This is a genomic window from Pseudosulfitobacter sp. SM2401 (genome assembly GCF_042932805.1).
In the GTDB taxonomy this organism is placed as follows: domain Bacteria; phylum Pseudomonadota; class Alphaproteobacteria; order Rhodobacterales; family Rhodobacteraceae; genus Ascidiaceihabitans.
Genome location: NZ_CP170633.1, coordinates 3,221,068 through 3,239,460 on the forward strand (window position 1 = coordinate 3,221,068; position 18,393 = coordinate 3,239,460).

At 56.8% G+C, this 18,393-nt stretch carries 18 protein-coding genes; 6 read left to right on the top strand and 12 right to left on the bottom strand.

The genetic code is table 11. The features are described from left to right. The first annotated feature begins 9 nt into the window (after positions 1-9). The gene (locus tag ACFIO0_RS15805; RefSeq protein WP_390911355.1) at positions 10-624 is read left to right on the top strand and encodes a glutathione S-transferase N-terminal domain-containing protein; all 615 of its coding nucleotides are present in this window, start codon (positions 10-12) and stop codon (positions 622-624) included. Then, positions 621-1,679, top strand: a complete 1,059-nt coding sequence (locus ACFIO0_RS15810; protein ID WP_390911356.1) for a saccharopine dehydrogenase — start codon at positions 621-623, stop codon at positions 1,677-1,679. Before ACFIO0_RS15805 ends, ACFIO0_RS15810 begins: the two co-directional genes overlap by 4 nt. On the opposite strand, the gene ACFIO0_RS15815 is transcribed toward ACFIO0_RS15810, so the two are convergent. From ACFIO0_RS15815 to ACFIO0_RS15835, 5 genes are read right to left on the bottom strand one after another with little or no spacing between them, the layout of a single operon-like run. After that, complete coding sequence (locus ACFIO0_RS15815) at positions 1,672-2,403, bottom strand: SDR family NAD(P)-dependent oxidoreductase (RefSeq protein WP_390915348.1); 732 nt, start codon at positions 2,401-2,403, stop codon at positions 1,672-1,674. The genes ACFIO0_RS15810 and ACFIO0_RS15815 overlap by 8 nt on opposite strands. Beyond that, the gene (locus tag ACFIO0_RS15820) at positions 2,403-2,981 is read right to left on the bottom strand and encodes a DUF3833 family protein (protein WP_390911357.1); all 579 of its coding nucleotides are present in this window, start codon (positions 2,979-2,981) and stop codon (positions 2,403-2,405) included. The genes ACFIO0_RS15815 and ACFIO0_RS15820 overlap by 1 nt, the downstream gene beginning before the upstream one ends. Positions 2,982-2,984: 3 nt before the next feature. After that, the gene (locus ACFIO0_RS15825; protein WP_390911358.1) at positions 2,985-4,235 is read right to left on the bottom strand and encodes an MFS transporter; all 1,251 of its coding nucleotides are present in this window, start codon (positions 4,233-4,235) and stop codon (positions 2,985-2,987) included. Further along, positions 4,232-4,993 (bottom strand): DUF1365 family protein, encoded by a 762-nt coding sequence (locus tag ACFIO0_RS15830; RefSeq protein WP_390911359.1) that lies wholly within the window; start codon positions 4,991-4,993, stop codon positions 4,232-4,234. The genes ACFIO0_RS15825 and ACFIO0_RS15830 overlap by 4 nt, the downstream gene beginning before the upstream one ends. Further along, positions 4,990-6,288 carry an FAD-dependent oxidoreductase gene (locus tag ACFIO0_RS15835; protein WP_390911360.1) on the bottom strand — a complete coding sequence of 433 codons (1,299 nt, stop codon included), beginning with the start codon at positions 6,286-6,288 and terminating at the stop codon, positions 4,990-4,992. The genes ACFIO0_RS15830 and ACFIO0_RS15835 overlap by 4 nt, the downstream gene beginning before the upstream one ends. A gap of 275 nt (positions 6,289-6,563) precedes the next feature. On the opposite strand from ACFIO0_RS15835, the gene ACFIO0_RS15840 reads away from it, so the two are divergent. The 4 genes from ACFIO0_RS15840 (at position 6,564) to ACFIO0_RS15855 (ending at position 9,628) form a co-directional block, all read left to right on the top strand. Then, positions 6,564-7,070 carry a sigma-70 family RNA polymerase sigma factor gene (locus ACFIO0_RS15840; RefSeq protein ID WP_390915349.1) on the top strand — a complete coding sequence of 169 codons (507 nt, stop codon included), beginning with the start codon at positions 6,564-6,566 and terminating at the stop codon, positions 7,068-7,070. 7 nt (positions 7,071-7,077) lie between these two features. Further along, positions 7,078-7,734 carry a ChrR family anti-sigma-E factor gene (locus ACFIO0_RS15845; RefSeq protein WP_390911361.1) on the top strand — a complete coding sequence of 219 codons (657 nt, stop codon included), beginning with the start codon at positions 7,078-7,080 and terminating at the stop codon, positions 7,732-7,734. A gap of 110 nt (positions 7,735-7,844) precedes the next feature. After that, positions 7,845-8,894: a methylated-DNA--[protein]-cysteine S-methyltransferase gene (locus ACFIO0_RS15850; protein ID WP_390911362.1), complete on the top strand. Its 1,050-nt coding sequence runs from the start codon at positions 7,845-7,847 to the stop codon at positions 8,892-8,894. Beyond that, positions 8,891-9,628: an isocitrate lyase/phosphoenolpyruvate mutase family protein gene (locus tag ACFIO0_RS15855; protein ID WP_390911363.1), complete on the top strand. Its 738-nt coding sequence runs from the start codon at positions 8,891-8,893 to the stop codon at positions 9,626-9,628. The genes ACFIO0_RS15850 and ACFIO0_RS15855 overlap by 4 nt, the downstream gene beginning before the upstream one ends. Before the next feature lie 13 nt (positions 9,629-9,641). On the opposite strand, the gene ACFIO0_RS15860 is transcribed toward ACFIO0_RS15855, so the two are convergent. The 7 genes from ACFIO0_RS15860 to puuE form a co-directional block, all read right to left on the bottom strand. Beyond that, on the bottom strand, positions 9,642-10,874 hold the full coding sequence (locus ACFIO0_RS15860) for a DNA recombination protein RmuC (RefSeq protein ID WP_390911364.1): 1,233 nt from the start codon (positions 10,872-10,874) through the stop codon (positions 9,642-9,644). Beyond that, positions 10,871-12,706 (bottom strand): DNA mismatch repair endonuclease MutL, encoded by a 1,836-nt coding sequence (mutL, locus tag ACFIO0_RS15865; RefSeq protein WP_390915350.1) that lies wholly within the window; start codon positions 12,704-12,706, stop codon positions 10,871-10,873. Before mutL ends, ACFIO0_RS15860 begins: the two co-directional genes overlap by 4 nt. Positions 12,707-12,793: 87 nt before the next feature. Next, on the bottom strand, positions 12,794-14,143 hold the full coding sequence (locus tag ACFIO0_RS15870) for an aminotransferase class III-fold pyridoxal phosphate-dependent enzyme (RefSeq protein WP_390911365.1): 1,350 nt from the start codon (positions 14,141-14,143) through the stop codon (positions 12,794-12,796). An 84-nt stretch (positions 14,144-14,227) separates the two neighbouring features. Next, positions 14,228-15,583: a solute carrier family 23 protein gene (locus ACFIO0_RS15875; protein WP_390911366.1), complete on the bottom strand. Its 1,356-nt coding sequence runs from the start codon at positions 15,581-15,583 to the stop codon at positions 14,228-14,230. Between the two features lie 51 nt (positions 15,584-15,634). Continuing rightward, a complete protein-coding gene (locus tag ACFIO0_RS15880) occupies positions 15,635-16,123 on the bottom strand; it encodes an ureidoglycolate lyase (RefSeq protein WP_390911367.1) in 489 nt (162 codons plus the stop codon). Next, a complete protein-coding gene (locus ACFIO0_RS15885) occupies positions 16,120-16,929 on the bottom strand; it encodes a bifunctional allantoicase/(S)-ureidoglycine aminohydrolase (RefSeq protein WP_390911368.1) in 810 nt (269 codons plus the stop codon). Before ACFIO0_RS15885 ends, ACFIO0_RS15880 begins: the two co-directional genes overlap by 4 nt. Beyond that, positions 16,926-18,356, bottom strand: coding sequence for an allantoinase PuuE (gene puuE, locus ACFIO0_RS15890; RefSeq protein ID WP_390911369.1), 1,431 nt, complete (start codon positions 18,354-18,356; stop codon positions 16,926-16,928). Before puuE ends, ACFIO0_RS15885 begins: the two co-directional genes overlap by 4 nt. Positions 18,357-18,393: the final 37 nt, after the last annotated feature.

Below are 18,393 nucleotides of genomic sequence, written 5' to 3' on the forward strand. Positions count from 1 at the left end.
AAAATGCACATGCAATTGTTTTACGCCACCAACACGATTTCAGTCGCCGTCGCCATCGCCTTGCAAGAAGCCGGGCTTGATCACACGTTAACTAAGGTCGATTTTTCCAAGGGCGAACAGCTGGGGGCGGATTACCTTGGAATCAACTCCAAAGGACGCGTGCCGGCATTGGTTGTGGATAGCGAGGTGTTGACGGAAACCGGCGCGTTGCTTGAATACATCGCGGCCAGTGCACCTGACAAAAACCTAGTTCCGAGCAACCCGATTGAGGCCGCCAAAATGCGCAGCGTCATGTTTTATGTCGCCTCAACCATGCACGTAAACCACGCCCACCGGATGCGTGGAACACGTTGGGCTGACCAGCAATCCAGCTTTGATGACATGGCCGCCAAGGTCCCTGAAACGATGACTGCTTCGGCCACGTTTGTTGAAAACGAGTGCCTGACGGATTTGTTTGTTGGTGACGCTATTTCCATCGCCGATTGCTACCTTTTTGTTGTTTGCACTTGGCTGACAGGCGACGGTGTCGATCTGTCTGTTTTCCCGAGAATCAACGCCTTCATGGCCGCGATGGAAGACCGTGCATCAGTCAAATCCGTGCGCGCAGCTGGCATTCTCGCATGACCCATCTGTGGGTGCGCGCCGAACAGCGCAACAACGAAGAGCGCGTCGGGATCACCCCTGCAGGCGCAGCTGAAATGATCGCTGCCGGGATCAAAGTCACGGTGGAACACAGTTCCGTCCGCGCCATCCCGATCCAATCTTACATCGACGCAGGTTGCGCCATCGCGGATGAAAACAGTTGGCCAAACGCCCCTGCAGACGCGATCATTTTCGGCCTGAAAGAACTGCCCGAAAACGGGACGCCCTTGCATCACAAACACATCCTGTTCGGGCACGCCTTCAAAGGGCAACCTGCTGGTCAAATCCTGCTAAAGCGGTTCAAGGCGGGTGGCGGGACGTTGTATGATCTGGAATATTTGGTCGATGAAACCGGGCGTCGTGTGGCTGCATTTGGCTATTGGGCAGGCTACGCAGGGGCGGCCGTGGCCCTAAAATGCTGGGCAGCACAAAGACGTGGTGACATCGCAGGGGCCGTCAAAACCTACCCCAGCTCAGCCGCGCTCCTAGACGATCTGCGCACTGAATTAGACGGGATGGATCCCCCAACGGCCATCGTCATTGGCGCATTGGGGCGCGTTGGTTCAGGGGCCGCAGACTTGTGCGCATCGTTAGGTATCGACGTCACGAAATGGGACATCGCGCAAACCGCAAGCGGCGGTCCATTCCCGCAAATCCTAGATCACGACGTGTTTTTGAACTGCATTTTGGCCCGCCCAGGCACACCGGTTTTTGTGCCCGCATCCGCAAAAACAGCGCCCCGCATGCTTAGCGTTATTGGCGATATCGCCTGTGATCCGGACAGCGATTTTTCACCCATCAAAGTCTACGACCGCACGACCAGCTGGGCCGCACCTGCCTTGCGTGTGCACGATGAACCGATTTTGGATGTGACCGCAATCGACAACCTTCCGTCGTTGTTGCCTGTGGAAAGTTCCGAAGATTACGCAGGCCAGTTGCTGCCCTCATTGCTGACCTTAGACGACCTTTTGAGCGGTGTCTGGGGCCGCGCGTTTGAAACGTTCGCGACAGCCACGAAAGATATGTCAGTCAGCTGAACACACGATAATACAGCCAGTCTGGTAGGAATTGTGCACCGCGAAACACCATTGAAAACAAGCGTGGAAAGCTCTTTTTAAAGGCGCTGTCGTTCATGTGTTCAAACATCTCGCGCGCCGCGACGTCCGTTTCCATGATGAACGGCATTTTGAAATCGTTCTTTTCAGTGAGCTGGGTTTTGATGAACCCCGGGTTGGCAATTTGCACCTTGATCCCGGTCTTGCGCAGGTCCGCGTAGATGCATTCAGCCAGCGACATTGTCGCCGCTTTGGACGCCGTGTATCCGATGCTGCCCGGCAAGCCGCGAAAGCCCGTCAGACTAGATGTGATCACGATGTGGCCGGCGTTTTTGGCGACAAACTGCGGCACGACTTGGCCCAAGACCCGCACGAATCCTGTAAAATTGATGTCGGCCATTGCCGTGGCTTGATCTGCGTTCCAGTCTTTTGCACCAAAGGGCCAGTAGACCCCCGCGAGCAGAACAACGCCGTCGATATCACCCACTGCTGCGGCCGCCACTGCCACGCTTTCGTTGTCCGAAATATCGATGGTTTGATAGCTCGCTTTGCCGGGCAATTCGGCGACGACTGCTTTTAGCTTGTCCTCACCGCGTGCAGATACGACCACCTCGGCCCCCGCGCGGCTTAGGATGTGCGCCAGCGCTTTGCCCAACCCGTCACTTGCGCCAACCAACCAATACCGTTTGCCCTGCCATTCCATGATTATGCGGCCTCTTTAAAGTGTTGTTCGACCGGGCGCATCGTTGCCACCAATTCGGCCACTTTGAACCCGAATTTGCGGAATTGTGACCGGTTCACGATGGATCCATTAGGGGCTAAGTACATCCAGTCAACGGTGTCCAATACGTGGCCACCCGCACTTTCGGGCAATTGGAAACGGTACTTAAGCTGCACCGATCCGCCTTTTTGAACGCCAGTGCCGATACCAACAACATCAGACGCGGTGGCCTTGATCCGCCCGTCAGCGCCGATTGCCAATTGCCATTCACGGTTTTGGATTGAACCGTCATCGTAGCGAAACACTTCGCGCATCACACCGGAGTCATTGGTCCATTCGCAGTCGAATTCACCAACAAACCGGCTGGTGACACGCCCCAATGGCCCGTAAATCACGCCCTCGCATACGATCGGTCCGTTCAGGTGTTTGCGCACGTCAAACTGTTCAGCGTCCGCCGAATAATCCGTGGGGTTTTGCGCCGAAAAGCTGGCGTAACGCGAACGCGCCCAGTTCAAGAGCAGCACGATAGCGACCCCTGCAAGCATGTAGAAAAACCCGGTCATCCCTTAGGTCTCCTCTAGGTTGGTCGCTGCGAACAGCAACATGGCGATGGCTTTGAGCGCGCAAGGCACGCCGGCGTATAATATCGTGAGGGTGGTCAACGCAGTCTCTGGATTGTCCTGCGATCCGCTTTGAAACCCAGCGAATTGCAGCGTCGGCAACAGGGCCACAGCGGCAAATGCCAAGGTGAATTTCGACACAAATGACCACAGCCCGAACCCTTCGGCGGCAGAGGGCGAAATGCGGGCCATACGCGCCGAAAACAACGCAGGCAGCAGGGTCAGATCCGCGCCCAGCGCCGCCCCCGATGCAAGGCAAATCAACGCAAAGGCCATCCAGTCACCAGCGCCCAACGTCAGCGCAAATCCCAGCGACAGGATCGACATCGCCATGGCCGTCAGCAAAATGGGTTTGATGCTGTAACGTTCGGCAAGGTGGCTCCAGACCGGGGCCGCGCAGGCCGCAGACAGAAAAAAGACCAGCAGCAGCGGCCCTTCAAAACCCGGTGCGGCAAGGCGCGATTCCACAAAGAATAAAAACAGGGTCGAACTGACGGCAACGGGGGCGGCATTGATCAAAGCGATCAGCAACAAACGACGCGCGATTTTGTCCTGTAACACGGTCGCGAATCCGGTTGATGCCTGTACATGCCCAGCCCCCCATTCGCGTTGCATCAGCAGCACGGACAAAACGGCCAGAACCGCAAAACCAATGGCGAAACCGGCAAATGGCGCACCCATAAAGTTGCCCAACACAACTGGCGCAATCGCGGCAACACACACGCCCAACAACGCACCGGTTTCGCGCCACCGCGCGAGCCGCAAGTGGCCTTGTGCGCCGAGATCATCGGCCTTCAACACCCCCTGAGCGTAAAAGTTGATCGTCAGAAACGAGAAGGCTGAAAACACCAACGTCAGCATCACCCCAAACCAGATCAGCGGCGGCAGCAAAGGCGGGATCGCAAACAGCCCAATCATTCCTGCGGCGATCACCACACAACCGCCAAAGACCATCGCTTTGCGGTTGTGCCGATAGCGTTCAGACCAGCGCCCGAACAGCGGATCCTGAACCACATCCAGCAAGCGCAGCACAAACAAAACCGTGCCCAGCGCAACGAGCGACACGCCGTATTCATCCACGTAAAATTTGGGCGCGTGGATGTAGATCGGCAGCCCAGCTGCAGACAAAAGCGCTGCGAACACACCATAGGCAGGCAGCCGTGTGGGTGCCTTTATGTCCATGATTGTCGTGCTCATCCGCGCGTCACGTCGTGTTCAGGTGGGGTCGGGCTGGGCCGGAATTTCGCCCCCTTGAACCACAGCTTGACCGCTTGCCAATGGATTAGACCCAGCACGCGGCGCGATCCAAACGGGCGTCTGATCATCGCGCGCAAGATACTGGCGTTGCTGATCGGACGACGCGCGCCGGTCAGCGTTGCGATCACACCACCGTCGCCGCGGGTGTAGTCGATCCAGACCCCGATCCGTTCAGGTGAAATATCAAATCGAAAGACGTACCCGCCTTTCACCGGCTGGAAGGGTGAAACATGCATGAATTTTTGCGCGCTTAGACGGTCGGTGGGCGCGATGGGCCGCAGGTCAGGGTGATGCACCAAATAGCTGTGGCGCAGGCCGAATGTGTTGGAGACCTCAGCGATGACAGCTATCATTGCGTCATCTGCGCGCCGACACAGCCAAAAACTGACAGGGTTAAACACATGCCCAAGCACCCGAGGCTGCGCCAGCAATTCGATCCGCACAACGCCAGTGATTTGGTGCGTTTGCAGCACCTCGCGCACCCACGTAGCACCGCGCCCGCCTTTGATTTCGCCACCGTGGTCCACATCCTGAACAGACATCGCGCCACGCGCATTTCGACCGAACAGCGACGGCGTTTGCACATCCGCGTCCGCATCCAACAACACGTAGTCGATGGAATAGCGAAAACCGTTGTTCACGTCGCCTTTGCGTCCGTGAAACGTCTGGCCCTGGATATGATCGACGGTTGTGTTCATTCAGCGGCGACTTTGATCATGTTGCGGGCTTTGATGGCATTAGCGACGTTCACAGCACTGGCCAGACCGTCCTCGTGAAAACCGTGCTGCATCCATGCACCTGTGAACCACGTGTTGTTCGTGCCGTTCATTGCGCGCACCACGTCTTGGGCGGCCAAAGCAGCCTTGTCGTAAACGGGATGGCGCAGGGTGACTTGATCATAGATCAATTCATCGCGGATTGGGCGTTTTGTATTCAGCGTCACAAAATGCGGATCATCCATCGGGATCGGTTGCAGCGAGTTCATCCAATAGGTCAGGTCAATCTGATCGCGGCTGGTGGTTTCATCTTCGGTGTAAACCCAAGACGACCACGTCGCGCGTCGTTTTGGCATGATCGTTTCATCGGCGTGCAGAATAATATCGTTGGGTTGATATTTTATCGCGCCGAGCGCTGCATTTTCTGCACCACTTGGATCAGCGAGCAAAGCCAGCGTGTCATCGGAATGGGTGGCAAAGATCACATCATCAAAGGTTTCCCAGTCGCCGCCCCATGCCTTGATCTGGACCCCCAGGGCCGTGCGTCGCACAGATTGCACCGCTGTGCCCAACCGCATCTGGACGCCGCGCGCTGTCATCGCATCGCCCAAACGGCGCACATATTCGATGGACCCACCATCGACCGTGTACCATTGGTGCTGGCCGGTCACGCCCAGCAGCGCGTGGTTCTCAAAGAATTGGATCATCGAATGCGCCGGATAGTCCATAATCTTTTGCGTCGGCGTCGACCAGATCGCACCGGACAGAGGCAGCAGGTAGTAGTCGCGAAACCAATCGCCGGTTCCGAGCACCTTCAGAAAGCCACCAACCGTCAGGGTGCGATCCTGTGCAATGCGCAGTGCGTTTTTGTTGAACCGGATGATGTCGCGGATCATGCCCAGAAACTTTGGGTTCAAGGCATTGGATCGTTGGGCGAATATCGCACCAAGCCCTGCCAATCCGTATTCCAGCTTGCCGCCGCCAATCGAAGCGCCAAAGCTCATGTTGGATTTGATCACGGGCACGTCCAGTTCAGCGAACAACGCTGCCATGTGTGGATAGTTTGCATAGTTGAACACGATGAAACCGGTATCGACAGGCTGGTCACCGCGCTTGCCAGCCATCTTGGTGCGGGCATGACCACCCAACCGCGGCTCCGATTCAAACAGTGTAACGCTTGCATCTGTGCTGAGGTGGTACGCAGCGCCCATACCGGAAATTCCAGCTCCGATGACCGCAATACGCGAATTCGCCGAAGCAAGTTGATGAGATGGCATAAGTTGGTGCGTCCTGTATTACTGTCAGATGTACAATAGGTACGATCCATGTCCGCAACCGGATGCAAATGCGGATAAATTAATTTTACCAACCAAGTGATCCAACCGCTGAGGTGCTCCGTATCACTATCATGTTAACGGGTCTATCAACTGCCGATCATGGCCACCCAAGCCTGTTTCCCGGACGCATTGCCGGGGCAGTACCTAAACGGGCCGCAAAAGAACTGAGACGCGTGAAACAAGAAGACAACAAACGGAACCTGTGGGTCGATCATATGATCCGCATCCGCCAACATCAGGATAGGGCAGCCTTTGCAGAGCTGTACGAGCACTTTGCGCCGCGCGTGAAGGGTTTCTTGATGAAATCTGGGTCCGATGCATCACTGGCCGAAGAATGTGCCCAAGACGTCATGGCGACGTTGTGGCGCAAGGCCCACATGTTTGATGCAACACGGGCATCGGTTGCGACGTGGATCTTTACGATCGCACGGAACAGAAGAATTGATTTGCTGCGCAAGCAGCGCCGTCCCGAGCCAGAAGAACTGACTTGGGGCCCCGAACACGAACCTGATCAGGCCGATACAATCGCGCTGCAGCAGGAAACGGAAATACTCGGCAAAGCCATACAGGACTTGCCGTCCGCTCAGCGGGAATTGCTAGAAAAGGCATATTTCGGGGATCTGTCCCACAGCGAAATTGCCGCCCAAACCGGTCTGCCCCTTGGCACGATCAAATCAAGAATTAGATTGGCGCTGGAACGCTTGCGCCACGTTATGAAGTGAACATGTTATGACAGACACAATCAAACACCACCTGACGGACGACATTCTGATGGCCTATTCCGCAGGCACATTGCCAGAAGCGTTTAACTTGATGGTCGCAAGCCACATTTCGCTGTGTGACGTGTGCCGTGCGCAAGCAGAAAGCTTTGACGCGGTTGGCGGTGAATTGTTGGACACCTCCAAATCTGCGCACACGTCGATGACGGCGGACAGCCTTGCCGCGACCTTTGCCCTGATTGATGCGCACCCGTCCGAAACCATCACGATGAAGGCCCGGCCCAAAGGCGTGCTGCCCTCACCATTGCAAGACTACGTCGGCGGCGATTTGGAATCAGTGAAATGGCGCGCCATCGGGCTGGGCGTGAAACAAGCGGTGTTGCCAACGTCATCAGATGCCAGCGCGCGTCTGCTGTTCATTCCCGCCGGGGCTGCGATGCCTGATCACGGCCATGAAGGCATCGAAATGACGATGGTTTTGCAGGGTGCGTTTCAGGACGAAGACGATTATTTCGCCTGTGGTGATGTCGAATTTGCGGACAGCGATCTGCATCACACGCCGATTGCCGACATCCACACCGATTGTATTTGCCTGGCTGTCACCGACGCGCCGCTGAAATTCAAGGGGATCATTCCCCGCATTGCGCAGCGCTTTATCGGCATCTGAATTCTCTCCTGAGAATATGTGAAATCGGGCGGGGGAAACCTCGCCCTTTTTTATCTGTAAACGCCCGAAAATCGGCACCCTTTGCAGCGCGGGTTTGCTAAGCTCTATTTATGCTTTTTGATCTGCCCGATGACGCCACCCTGTATGCCGCCTTGCTGGCCCGCGATCCTGCATGGGATGGACGCGCCTTTGTTGGCGTCAGTTCAACCGGCGTGTTTTGCAGGCTTACCTGCCCTGCCCGAAAACCCAAACCCGAGAATTGTACGTTTTACGCCAGCCCAGCCGCGTGCTTTGACGCTGGTTTTCGACCCTGCAAACGCTGCTATCCGCTGCACAGTTTGATCCCGGATGATCCCGCCGTCCAAGATCTGCTGACCCGCCTAGACGCCGATCCGGCGAAACGCTGGTCCGAGACAGAAGTTGTCGCGCTGGGCCACGATCCATCCACAATACGGCGCGCGTTCAAACGGACCTTTGGCACCACGTTTTTGGACATGGCGCGCGCACGACGCTTGCAAATGGGATTCACAACATTGGCCGCTGGCGGGCAGGTGATTGATGCCCAGCTCGAAGCGGGCTTTGAGAGCGCGTCCGCCTTTCGCGCCGCATTTGGCAGAATGCTGGGGCTAAATCCCGGTGCGTTTTCACCGGATGCATTGTTGCGCGCAGATTGGTTTCAAACGGCATTGGGTCCGATGATCGGTGTCGCAGATCAAACCCATTTGCACCTGTTGGAATTCGCTGATCGCAAGGCCCTTCCTGCCGAATTGAAACGCCTCGTCAAGGCAACGCCAACCGGGATCGGACTGGGCCGCACCGCCCCGCTCGCCCAAGCAAAATCAGAATTAGAGGCCTTTTTCGAAGGGCGCTCTGCTGACTTCAAAACCCCAATGGCACCCGCAGGTACACCGTTCACCAAATCCGTTTGGGACGCACTGCAATTGATCCCGGCAGGGCAGACCCGCAGCTACTCCGACCTGGCTCGTGATTTGGGAAAACCAGATTCAACACGCGCCGTTGCCCGTGCGAACGGGGCAAACCAAATCGCCATTCTGATCCCGTGTCACCGCGTGTTGGGCGCAGATGGCAGCCTGACCGGATATGGCGGCGGGCTATGGCGCAAACGCAAATTAATTGACCTCGAAAGGCAATTTCAATGACTGACCTCAGACCGTTTCACATACCCGGCAATCCGTTGATCTTGTTCAACATCTGGGACGCTGGCAGCGCCAGTGCGGTTGCGAAATCCGGCGCGCCTGTGATCGCTACAGGCAGCTGGGCCGTGGCGCGTTCGCAAGGATTTGACGATGGGCAAGTCATGCCCTTTACCCGTTTCATCGACACAACCGCGCAGATCATCGACGCTGTTTCACAACCCGTCACTGTGGACTTTGAGGGCGGCTTTGCGGATGATCTTTCTGGCTTAAAAACCAACATCGAAACGCTGCTTGAAACGGGTGCGTGTGGTTTGAATCTTGAGGATCGCGTGATCGGCGGCCAAGGGCTGCACGACACGGGCGATCAATGCGAACGGATCAAGGTTTTGCGAGCCAGCAGCGTTGAAATGTTCATAAACGCACGATGCGATTTACTGTTCATGGGCGCGAAACCCGAAGAACACAGCGACCTGATCGTCCCATTGATCGAGCGCGCCAAATCCTATGCAAACGCGGGCGCTGACGGATTGTTTGCACCTGGATTAACCAATCCGGTTTTGATCGAACGATTGGTCAAACACAGCCCATTGCCCGTTAACATTATGCGCACAGATGAGACCCAGAGCATTGCCGACCTTGCTGATTTGGGGGTCGCGCGCATCAGTCACGGACCGGTGCCCTACCTAAAGATGATGAGCGCCCTCGGGACCCAAGCGAAGACATACTACGAAAGGTAGCGTCGCACGATTGTCAGCTGTCCGGCTGTTTCAGCGGCACCACGTTGGCGGCAATTTCATCCGCTGTCAGCTCTTCGAAATCGAAGTTGTCCAAGCGTTCCGCCCGTTTGCCTGCGCGTTCGGCGGCGGTGCCAATCCCGTCCAGATCCTTGCGGGCAAGACTGAAATGCGTGTTCAATTTATCGACACGTTCCACCACCAGTTCTACGTCTCGGTGCAACTGCTTTAGCGTCGTGCGGATCGCGCCTGCTTGTTCGCGCATGCGGGCGTCTTTGAGGATCGCACGCATCGTGTTCAGCGTCGCCATACAAGTGGTCGGCGACACGATCCAAACGCGGGCATCAAAGCCGGTGCGCACCAATTCAGGAAAGTTTGCGTGCAGCTCTGCGTAGACCGCTTCGGAGGGCAAAAACATCAAAGCACCGTCTGCGGTTTCGCCTTCGATGATGTATTTTTCACTGATGTCACGGATGTGCTTTTTGACGTCCACTTTGAACCGCACAACTGCGGCCTTCAGGTCGTAATCCGTCTTGGCATTCCGCAGCGCCTCGTAGGCATCCAGCGGAAATTTGCTATCAATAACAATGGGGCCGGGCGGATTGGGCAGCGAAATCAGGCAGTCGGCACGTTTGCCATTGCTCAGCGTTTCTTGCAGCTTGTAGCTGTCGCGCGGCAAAGCTTTGCCAACGATGTCCGTCAGCTGAATTTCACCAAATGCACCGCGCGTTTGCTTGTTCGACAGGATGTCTTGCAGCGATAAAACATCGCCCGAAAGCTTGGTGATATTGTCCTGCGCCTTGTCGATTGCAGCCAGTCGTTCTTGCAATTGCGTCAGGCTGGTTGTCGTCTGTTTTGAAGACCCGTGCAGGGTTTCCTTCATCCGTTCTTGCAGCTCTGCCATGGCGCGCTGCGAGCGCATGGCGTTGTCGGCCAAACGGTCCTGCATTTGTTGCTGAACAGCGGCCAAGCGTGCCTCAACTGTTTGAATAACCTGCGTTTGTGCGTTGGCTTGGGTGTCGGACACGGTCTGCAAACCGCCCTGTAATTGCGCCTGACCCGTGCTGAGGTGCTGCACGTTTTGGCCCAGCACAACCATGTTTTGTGACAACAATGTACTGGCTGCCGCCGCCCGCCGCGCCGCACGGCCAGACGCGATCAGCAGCAAAATCACGATCAGAACAAGCACGCCCATCGCAGCCAAAACCGCAACATTCACAGGGATCAAGGCACCGCCAACTTCGATCATGTGCGCCCGAACAGCCGCTCGATATCGGCCAGCTTTAGCTCCACATACGTTGGTCGACCGTGGTTGCATTGACCCGAGTGCGGCGTCGCTTCCATTTCGCGCAGCAGCGCGTTCATTTCTTCGGCGCGCATCCACCGACCTGACCGGATTGAGCCATGGCAGGCCACCCGGCTTAGGATCGCTTCGACCCGCGCTTGGACCATGTTTGATGATCCTTGGTCGGCGAGTTCGTCCAAAATATCCAAAATCATCGCTCGCGCGTTGACTTCGCCCAAGATTGCTGGCGTTTCGCGCACGGCAATTGCAGCCCCGCCGAATGGTTCGATGCCCAAACCAAAACGCGCCAATTCATCGGCCACTTCCAACAATCGCGCGCAGTCGCCTTCGGACAGTTCGACGATTTCAGGGATCAGCAAACCTTGGGTTGCCACGCCATTTTCAGCCATTTGGGTTTTGAGTTTTTCGTAAACCAAACGTTCGTGTGCGGCGTGTTGATCGACGATCACCATGCCTGTGGCGGTTTGCGCAATGATGTAGTTTTCATGCACTTGCCCGCGCGCTGTTCCCAGTGGCAAGTCGTCTTGCGCGACCTCGGGGGTCGGAACATCATCAACCACTTGTCCGCTGTAATCCTGCGCCATTTCCGCAAAGCCCGGAGCCTGCGCCTGATAGGAAGCGCCGCGCGCACCTACCGACGGGCGGTCCATCTGATAGACCCGCGCAGAGCCGACAGGTTCAGGCGTCATCGCCCCCAAAGTTGCCCCCGCGACGGTTGACGACGCGCGATGTCCGGCCTCCGCCAAAGCATGACGCAGCGCGGAAACGATCAGCCCGCGCGCAAGACCAGGATCGCGAAACCGCACCTCTGATTTGGCGGGATGCACGTTCACGTCAACCAGCGTCGGGTCGCAATCCAAAAACAGCGCTGCGGCAGGGTGGCGGTCACGGCTGAGAAAATCGAAATAAGCACCGCGCAGGGCACCCACCAACAGTTTGTCGCGCACAGGACGCCCGTTCACGAATAGGAATTGCGCGACGGCAGACCCACGTGAATAGGTCGGCAAAGCGGCGTATCCCGTCAGGTGCAGCCCTTCGCGCAGAGCATCAATGCGCAGCGAATTGTCCGCGAATTCGCGCCCCAAAACCGTGGACAAGCGCCCGTGCAGCGCATCGAACATATCGCCGTTTTCGGCCTCGGCTTTGAACGTCGTGCGGGGTGCGTCGCCGCTGACGTCACGCAATTCGAACCGCACAAAAGGCTCAGCCATCGCCAGTCGTTTGACGATGTCATTGATCGCTTGGGTCTCTGCCCGATCGGTGCGTAAAAACTTCAGGCGCGCAGGTGTTGCGTAAAACAAATCGCGCAATGTGATCACGGTGCCAGCGTTCAATGCGGCGGGGCGCACAGTGCCGACGTCGCCGCCTTCAACGCTGATTTCGAACGCAGCAGCACCCGGCACACGCGAGGTGATATTCAAGCGACCCACCGCGCCCAAGGACGGCAATGCCTCGCCGCGAAAGCCAAAGGTGTGGATGTTCAAAAGGTCGGACCCGTCGATTTTTGACGTGGCGTGACGTGACAACGCCAGCGGCAAATCCGCGCCCGCAATCCCGCAGCCATCGTCGGTGACACGGATCAATCGTTTGCCGCCATCCGCGACGTCTATCGTGATCCGGCGCGCGCCTGCGTCAATTGCGTTCTCGACCAGCTCTTTGACGGCAGACGCGGGACGTTCCACAACCTCGCCTGCTGCAATCCGATTGATCGCGGCATCGTCCAACTGACGGATAACAGGGCGGTTTTCGCCGATATTGGGGTTCATGGCTGCCATACCGCGAAATGTAGCATAACTACGCGCGATTCTGCCAGCCATCTAAGGCGATGTTTAGCCCATCAATTCCGCTTATGCTTAACGCGCCTACGCCGCCCCTAGCCCTGTGTCCAGACAAGCCAACACGTGGTCGATTTCGGCCTCGGTGATGATCAATGGCGGCGACATCAGGATGTTGTTGGCCCCCAAACGCACCATCGTGCCTGCGTCATACGTCGCTTTGTGGATACGCTTCATGGTGGTCATGTCCATCGGTGTTTTGTTGGCTTTATCTGACACCAATTCCAGCCCTGTCATCAATCCATGACCGCCACGCACGTCACCGATGATACCGTGTTTTTCCATCAGCTTGATGCATCCGTCGTACAATTGTGCGCCCCGTACTGCGGCATTGGTTTTTGTGTCCAAACGCAGCGTTTCAGAAATACATGCCGTGACCGCGGCGGCCCCGACGGGATGCGCGGAATAGGTGTAGCCGTGGTAGATCGCGCCGGTTTCATCAGCTTTTTCAAAGGTCTCAGCGACCTCTTCGTTCATCAATGCGGCCCCCACCGGGAAGTACCCCGAGGTGATGCCTTTGGCGCAACACATCATGTCAGGTTTGACGCCAAAATGACGACTGCCCGTCCAATCGCCTGAGCGACCAAAACCGGTGATCACTTCGTCCGCGATCATCAGAATGCCGTGGCGGTCACAAATCTCGCGCATCAACTTCATAAAGTTTCCGCCGGGCACAATGACGCCGCCGGCCCCTTGGATCGGTTCCATGATGAAGGCTGCGATTGATCCGGCCCCTTGGAACGCAATTTCGTCTTCCATCGCCGCGGCAATGTTTTGCGCCAGCACGTCAGGGTCCGTTTCGTTAAACGGGTTGCGGTACGGATAGGGCGACGGCAGGTGGAAACAACCGGCCATCAGCGGTTCGTAATTGATCCGAAAACGGTTGTTGCCGTTGACTGACGCGCCGCCGAAATGCGTGCCGTGGTAGCCCTTTTTCAACGACAGGAATTTTGTACGGTTCGGTTCGCCTTTGATCCGGTGATACTGACGCGCAAGGCGCAGGCAGGTTTCTACGGAATCCGATCCGCCGGACGTGAAAAACACGCGCGCCATGCCGTCGGCCTCAAAGAACTCGCGAACAGCATATGATGCCTCGATTGCTGTCGGATTGGACGTGCCCGCAAAGGCGGAATAATACGGCAAATCGTACAATTGCTTGGCAATCGCGTCTTTGACCACATCGTTGGAATAGCCGAGGTTCACGCACCACAAACCACCAACAGCATCGATGGTGTCGTGCCCGTCAATGTCGGTGATTGTTGACCCGTTTGCGCCCGAAATGATCGTGGGCGCATGTTCGATTGCATCGCCCGGATGCCCCATCGGATGCCACATGTGGCGGGCATTGTTAGCGCGTAGGAAATTGTCGTCTTTCATGGCGAACCTCGTCTGTGTGCTGCACACAATCACGCATGAAAAAGCCCGCGCCGCAAGGGCGCAGGCCAATGGTTTTTAGATGGTTTAGCCCAAATCTTCGGGCAGGACCAAGTTCAGCACGATCGCGATGAACGCGGCTGGCAACAGGCCAGACGTCAGCAAGATGCGTGCTGTGTCACCCAAGAACGCCATGGCGTTTGGCACCTGTTGCAGACCTAGGCCGACAGACAAAGACACCGCAAAAATCACCATGTTGCGGCTGTTCCAATTCACGTCAGACAGCATCGATGCACCCGCAGCGGCGACCATGCCAAACATCACGATGACACCGCCACCCAGCACTTGGATTGGGACTGTGTTGATAACCGCGCCGACCTTTGGGATCAGACCGCAGATGATCAAAAACACCGCGCCGATGGTCACAACGTGGCGCGACATCACGCCTGTCATTGCGATCAGACCAACGTTTTGGCTGAACGATGTGTTGGGCAAGCTGCCGAACACGCCCGCGATTGCAGACCCGATACCGTCAGCGAATGTGGCACCTGTGACTTCGGCATCTGTTGCTTCGCGACCTGCGCCACCTTTGGTGATACCCGATACGTCGCCAACCGTTTCAATCGCCGAGATGAACGCCATCAGGCACATGCCGATGATGATCGCCCAGTTCAACTCGAATCCGAATTTGAACGGACTTGGCAGTTGGAACCAGCCTGCGCGACCGACACCAGCCATGCTAACATCACCCATTGCGTAGGCGACGACGTAGCCCGCGATCAGGCCAATCAGAACGGCTGCTACAGACAACAATCCACGGGTAAAGAATTTGAGCCCCAAGGTCACAAAGATCACGACGCCAGCTTGGAACCAGTTCGACGCACTGCCCCAAGTTGGTTTGGACATGTTGAAATCGCCAGCGCCACCAGCGGCGTATTGAATGCCGACCTTGATCAGCGCCAAACCGATCATCAAAACGATCAGGCCTGTCACCAATGGCGGTAAAGCAAAGCGGATTTTGCCGACAAACAGGCCAAGGACCGCGTGGAAAATACCGCCGATGACAACGCCTGTCATCAAGCCCGCCAAGCCAGCGGTTCCAGCACCAATCATCGCGGGGATCATCACCGGCAAAAACGCGAATGACGTGCCTTGGACGATGGGCAGCTTGGCCCCGACCGGCCCTATGCCGATGGTTTGGATCAGTGTCGCAACACCGGCAAACAGCATCGCCATCTGGATCAAATAGATGAGTGTTGGAATATCAGCGCCCGGTGCGCCGAACCCGAACCCAGCAACACCCGCAATGATAATCGCAGGGGTTACGTTCGATACGAACATCGCCAAGACATGCTGGATGCCAAGCGGGATCGCTTTGCCCAAGGCGGGTGTGTAGTTTGGATCGCGCAGTTGTTCTGGCGTCCCCAAGCTGGAGTCTGTCATTAAATCTGTCCCTATTGCTATTTCATGCCGTCTTTTTGCGGCAGTGCCGAACTATGAGACCACAACATATGGCGGATCAAGGAAAACTTCTTCGAGATTTGGCGTTTCACCAATACGATCCACGACAGCAAACAGTCCAGGGCTTTGCAAGGGTGTGAGGACGCCGTGCCAAGTATTTGCATAAATATTAATCACTTGCCCTGCTAAAGTCAGGAACGCACGCGGCGTGTCGGGCCTTCCGTTCAGGTCTGTGGCGACGGTCACAAGAAATCCATGTTCAGTCATCGGAATGAACGCTTGGGACCCTTCGGGGTGCCGCTCCATCAAATCCAAAGTGTAGGGCAAGCTGCGCGGCGTCGCGTTAAACAGGCTGATACCAGCGCGCCCGTCTGATCCGAAATCCATCGCCGCGCGGTCGTGGTAGCGCCCGCACAGACCCGCATTGATGATCTTGTCCGGATCACCCGCGCAGTCGATCACATCGCCAAACGGGGCAAAGGCGGCGGCGGTCAGAGCCTCGCATTTGATCGTTTCGCTCATAGCATCGGGTGCCGGTTCACGTCTTTGTACAGCAGATAGCGGAACGGTTCGTCACCCGTCGCAATGCAGGCTTGTGGGCAGAAGGCGCGCAACCACATGAAATCGGACGGGCCGACGTTAACCCAGTCTTTGTTCAGCAGATATTCGGCGGTGCCTTGCAGCACGTAAAGCCCGTGTTCCATCACATGGGTTTCCGCAAACGGGATCCGTCCACCTGGTTTGAAGGTGACGATGTTGACGTGCATGTCGTGGCGCAAATCTGTCGGTTCGACAAAGCGGGTCGTCGACCAGACCTCGTCACAATCGGGCATCGCGATGGGCGCGACGTCCTTGTCCGAGGTCACAAAAGCGGTTGGCAAATCAATGCCTTCTGCCGGTTCATACTGCTTGCGGATCATGTGGAATTTGCACAGATCGGTGCCTTTGTTGTGCAAAGTCCAGTCGGCCATGGGTGGGATGTAGGCGTAGCCGCCCTCATTCAAAACATGCGTTTCCTCGTTGATCGTCAAGGTCAAAGTGCCCGAGGCAATCAGAATCACGCACTGCGCTTCGGGGTTTGGTTCGGGGTCATCGCTGCCGCCTTCGGGGGCGATTTCAACGGCGTATTGCGCGAAAGTTTCGGCAAATCCGGACAGCGGGCGCGCCAAAATCCAGATGCGGGTTTTGTCCCAGCCGGGCAAAAAGCTGGTCACGATATCACGCTGGGTGACGGCGGGAATGACCGCGTAGGCTTCGGTGAAAACAGCGGTGCCTTCGGGGTTAACTGTTTGGTCAGGCAGGCCGCCGGGGGGGAATGCGTAGGTCATAAAAGGGCCTCCAAGCGCAAGCGCGCGATGCGTTCGACCTGCTTGCAGGCCTCGGTGAATTCGGTTGCAGTGTCGCTGCCAATGCGCCGTTCAAAGGCGCGTAAAATACCGGCTTTGTCGTGATCTTTGACCGCGATGATGAACGGAAAACCGTGTTTGGCAACGTAGGTCGTGTTCATGTCGCTAAAGGCTGCGCGCTCGTCATCTGTCAGCGCATCAAGGCCCGCGCTGGCTTGTTCAGCGGTGCTTTCTGCTGTCAAACGCTTGGCCGCAGCCAGTTTGCCCGCAAGGTCTGGATGCGCGTTCAGAACGCCAAGACGTTCTGCATCCGATGCGCTGCGGAACATCCGGCACAGAACCGAATGAACGCCCGCGACGCTGTCATGGGCGGGCCCAAGTTCCAGATCAAACGCGCGATCTGCGATCCATTCTGAATGCTCAAAGATGCCGCCGAAATGTGCCAGAAATTCGGCGCGTGGCAACTGCGAAGCGACAATTGATTTTGGCGCCGGTGGATGATTTGCGACCCAATGTTCCGCGATTTCGATCCGGCGCGGGGTCCAAACGCCTTCAAATCCTTGGATATACTCAACGAACCGTTTCAGCGCCCGCACCCGCCCCGGTCGCCCGATCAAACGACAATGCAGACCAATCGACATCATCTTGGCCTGACCGGCCTGCCCTTCGGCATAAAGCGCATCAAACGTGTCTTTCAGATACGCGTAAAACTGGTCACCCGAATTGAACCCCTGCGGCGTCGCAAATCGCATGTCGTTGCAATCAAGTGTGTAGGGAATGATCAGCTGATCACGCCCGTCGATCTGCACCCAATACGGCAGGTCGTCGTCGTAGGTGTCGCTGATGTAATCGAGCCTTTGCGCCGCCGCCAAAGCCACAGTGTTGACCGAACAGCGCCCCGTGTACCAACCACGCGGGCGTTCGCCAGTGACTTCGGTGTGCAGACGGATTGCTTCGGCGATGTCTGCGGCTTCGGCCTCGGGCGTGTGGTCTTTGTAATCGATCCATTTCAAGCCGTGACTGGCTATTTCCCAGTTGGCGGATTGCATCGCTTCGACCTGATCGGGGCTGCGCGCCAACGCGCTCGCAACGCCGTAAACCGTAACTGGAACATTCGCGCCAGTGAACAGACGGTGCAGACGCCAGAAACCAGCGCGTGCGCCGTAGTCGTAGATGCTTTCCATGTTCCAATGCCGCTGCCCGACCCAAGGGGCCGCCCCAACGATTTCGGACAAGAATGCCTCGGATGCTGTGTCGCCGTGGAGCAAGCAGTTTTCGCCGCCCTCTTCGTAGTTCAGCACAAATTGCACGGCAATGCGCGCGCCATTTGGCCAATCGGCATTTGGCGGTGTTGCCCCATGGCCTGCAAAATCACGTGGGTAACGGGGAGGATTGATTTTTGTATTCATGATTTCCTTTTGCGTTTGCTTTGCCCCTGTGGTCAAG

Excerpts from the sequence above, each read along its gene's own strand:
- ACFIO0_RS15805 (WP_390911355.1), top strand. The coding sequence starts at position 10 with ATGCAATTGTTTTACGCCACCAACACGATTTCAGTCGCCGTCGCCATC.
- ACFIO0_RS15810 (WP_390911356.1), top strand. The coding sequence starts at position 621 with ATGACCCATCTGTGGGTGCGCGCCGAACAGCGCAACAACGAAGAGCGC.
- ACFIO0_RS15820 (WP_390911357.1), bottom strand. The coding sequence starts at position 2,981 with ATGACCGGGTTTTTCTACATGCTTGCAGGGGTCGCTATCGTGCTGCTC.
- ACFIO0_RS15825 (WP_390911358.1), bottom strand. The coding sequence starts at position 4,235 with ATGAGCACGACAATCATGGACATAAAGGCACCCACACGGCTGCCTGCC.
- ACFIO0_RS15830 (WP_390911359.1), bottom strand. The coding sequence starts at position 4,993 with ATGAACACAACCGTCGATCATATCCAGGGCCAGACGTTTCACGGACGC.
- ACFIO0_RS15835 (WP_390911360.1), bottom strand. The coding sequence starts at position 6,288 with ATGCCATCTCATCAACTTGCTTCGGCGAATTCGCGTATTGCGGTCATC.
- ACFIO0_RS15840 (WP_390915349.1), top strand. The coding sequence starts at position 6,564 with ATGATCCGCATCCGCCAACATCAGGATAGGGCAGCCTTTGCAGAGCTG.
- ACFIO0_RS15845 (WP_390911361.1), top strand. The coding sequence starts at position 7,078 with ATGACAGACACAATCAAACACCACCTGACGGACGACATTCTGATGGCC.
- ACFIO0_RS15850 (WP_390911362.1), top strand. The coding sequence starts at position 7,845 with ATGCTTTTTGATCTGCCCGATGACGCCACCCTGTATGCCGCCTTGCTG.
- ACFIO0_RS15855 (WP_390911363.1), top strand. The coding sequence starts at position 8,891 with ATGACTGACCTCAGACCGTTTCACATACCCGGCAATCCGTTGATCTTG.
- ACFIO0_RS15860 (WP_390911364.1), bottom strand. The coding sequence starts at position 10,874 with ATGATCGAAGTTGGCGGTGCCTTGATCCCTGTGAATGTTGCGGTTTTG.
- mutL (WP_390915350.1), bottom strand. The coding sequence starts at position 12,706 with ATGGCAGCCATGAACCCCAATATCGGCGAAAACCGCCCTGTTATCCGT.
- ACFIO0_RS15870 (WP_390911365.1), bottom strand. The coding sequence starts at position 14,143 with ATGAAAGACGACAATTTCCTACGCGCTAACAATGCCCGCCACATGTGG.
- ACFIO0_RS15875 (WP_390911366.1), bottom strand. The coding sequence starts at position 15,583 with ATGACAGACTCCAGCTTGGGGACGCCAGAACAACTGCGCGATCCAAAC.
- ACFIO0_RS15880 (WP_390911367.1), bottom strand. The coding sequence starts at position 16,123 with ATGAGCGAAACGATCAAATGCGAGGCTCTGACCGCCGCCGCCTTTGCC.
- ACFIO0_RS15885 (WP_390911368.1), bottom strand. The coding sequence starts at position 16,929 with ATGACCTACGCATTCCCCCCCGGCGGCCTGCCTGACCAAACAGTTAAC.
- puuE (WP_390911369.1), bottom strand. The coding sequence starts at position 18,356 with ATGAATACAAAAATCAATCCTCCCCGTTACCCACGTGATTTTGCAGGC.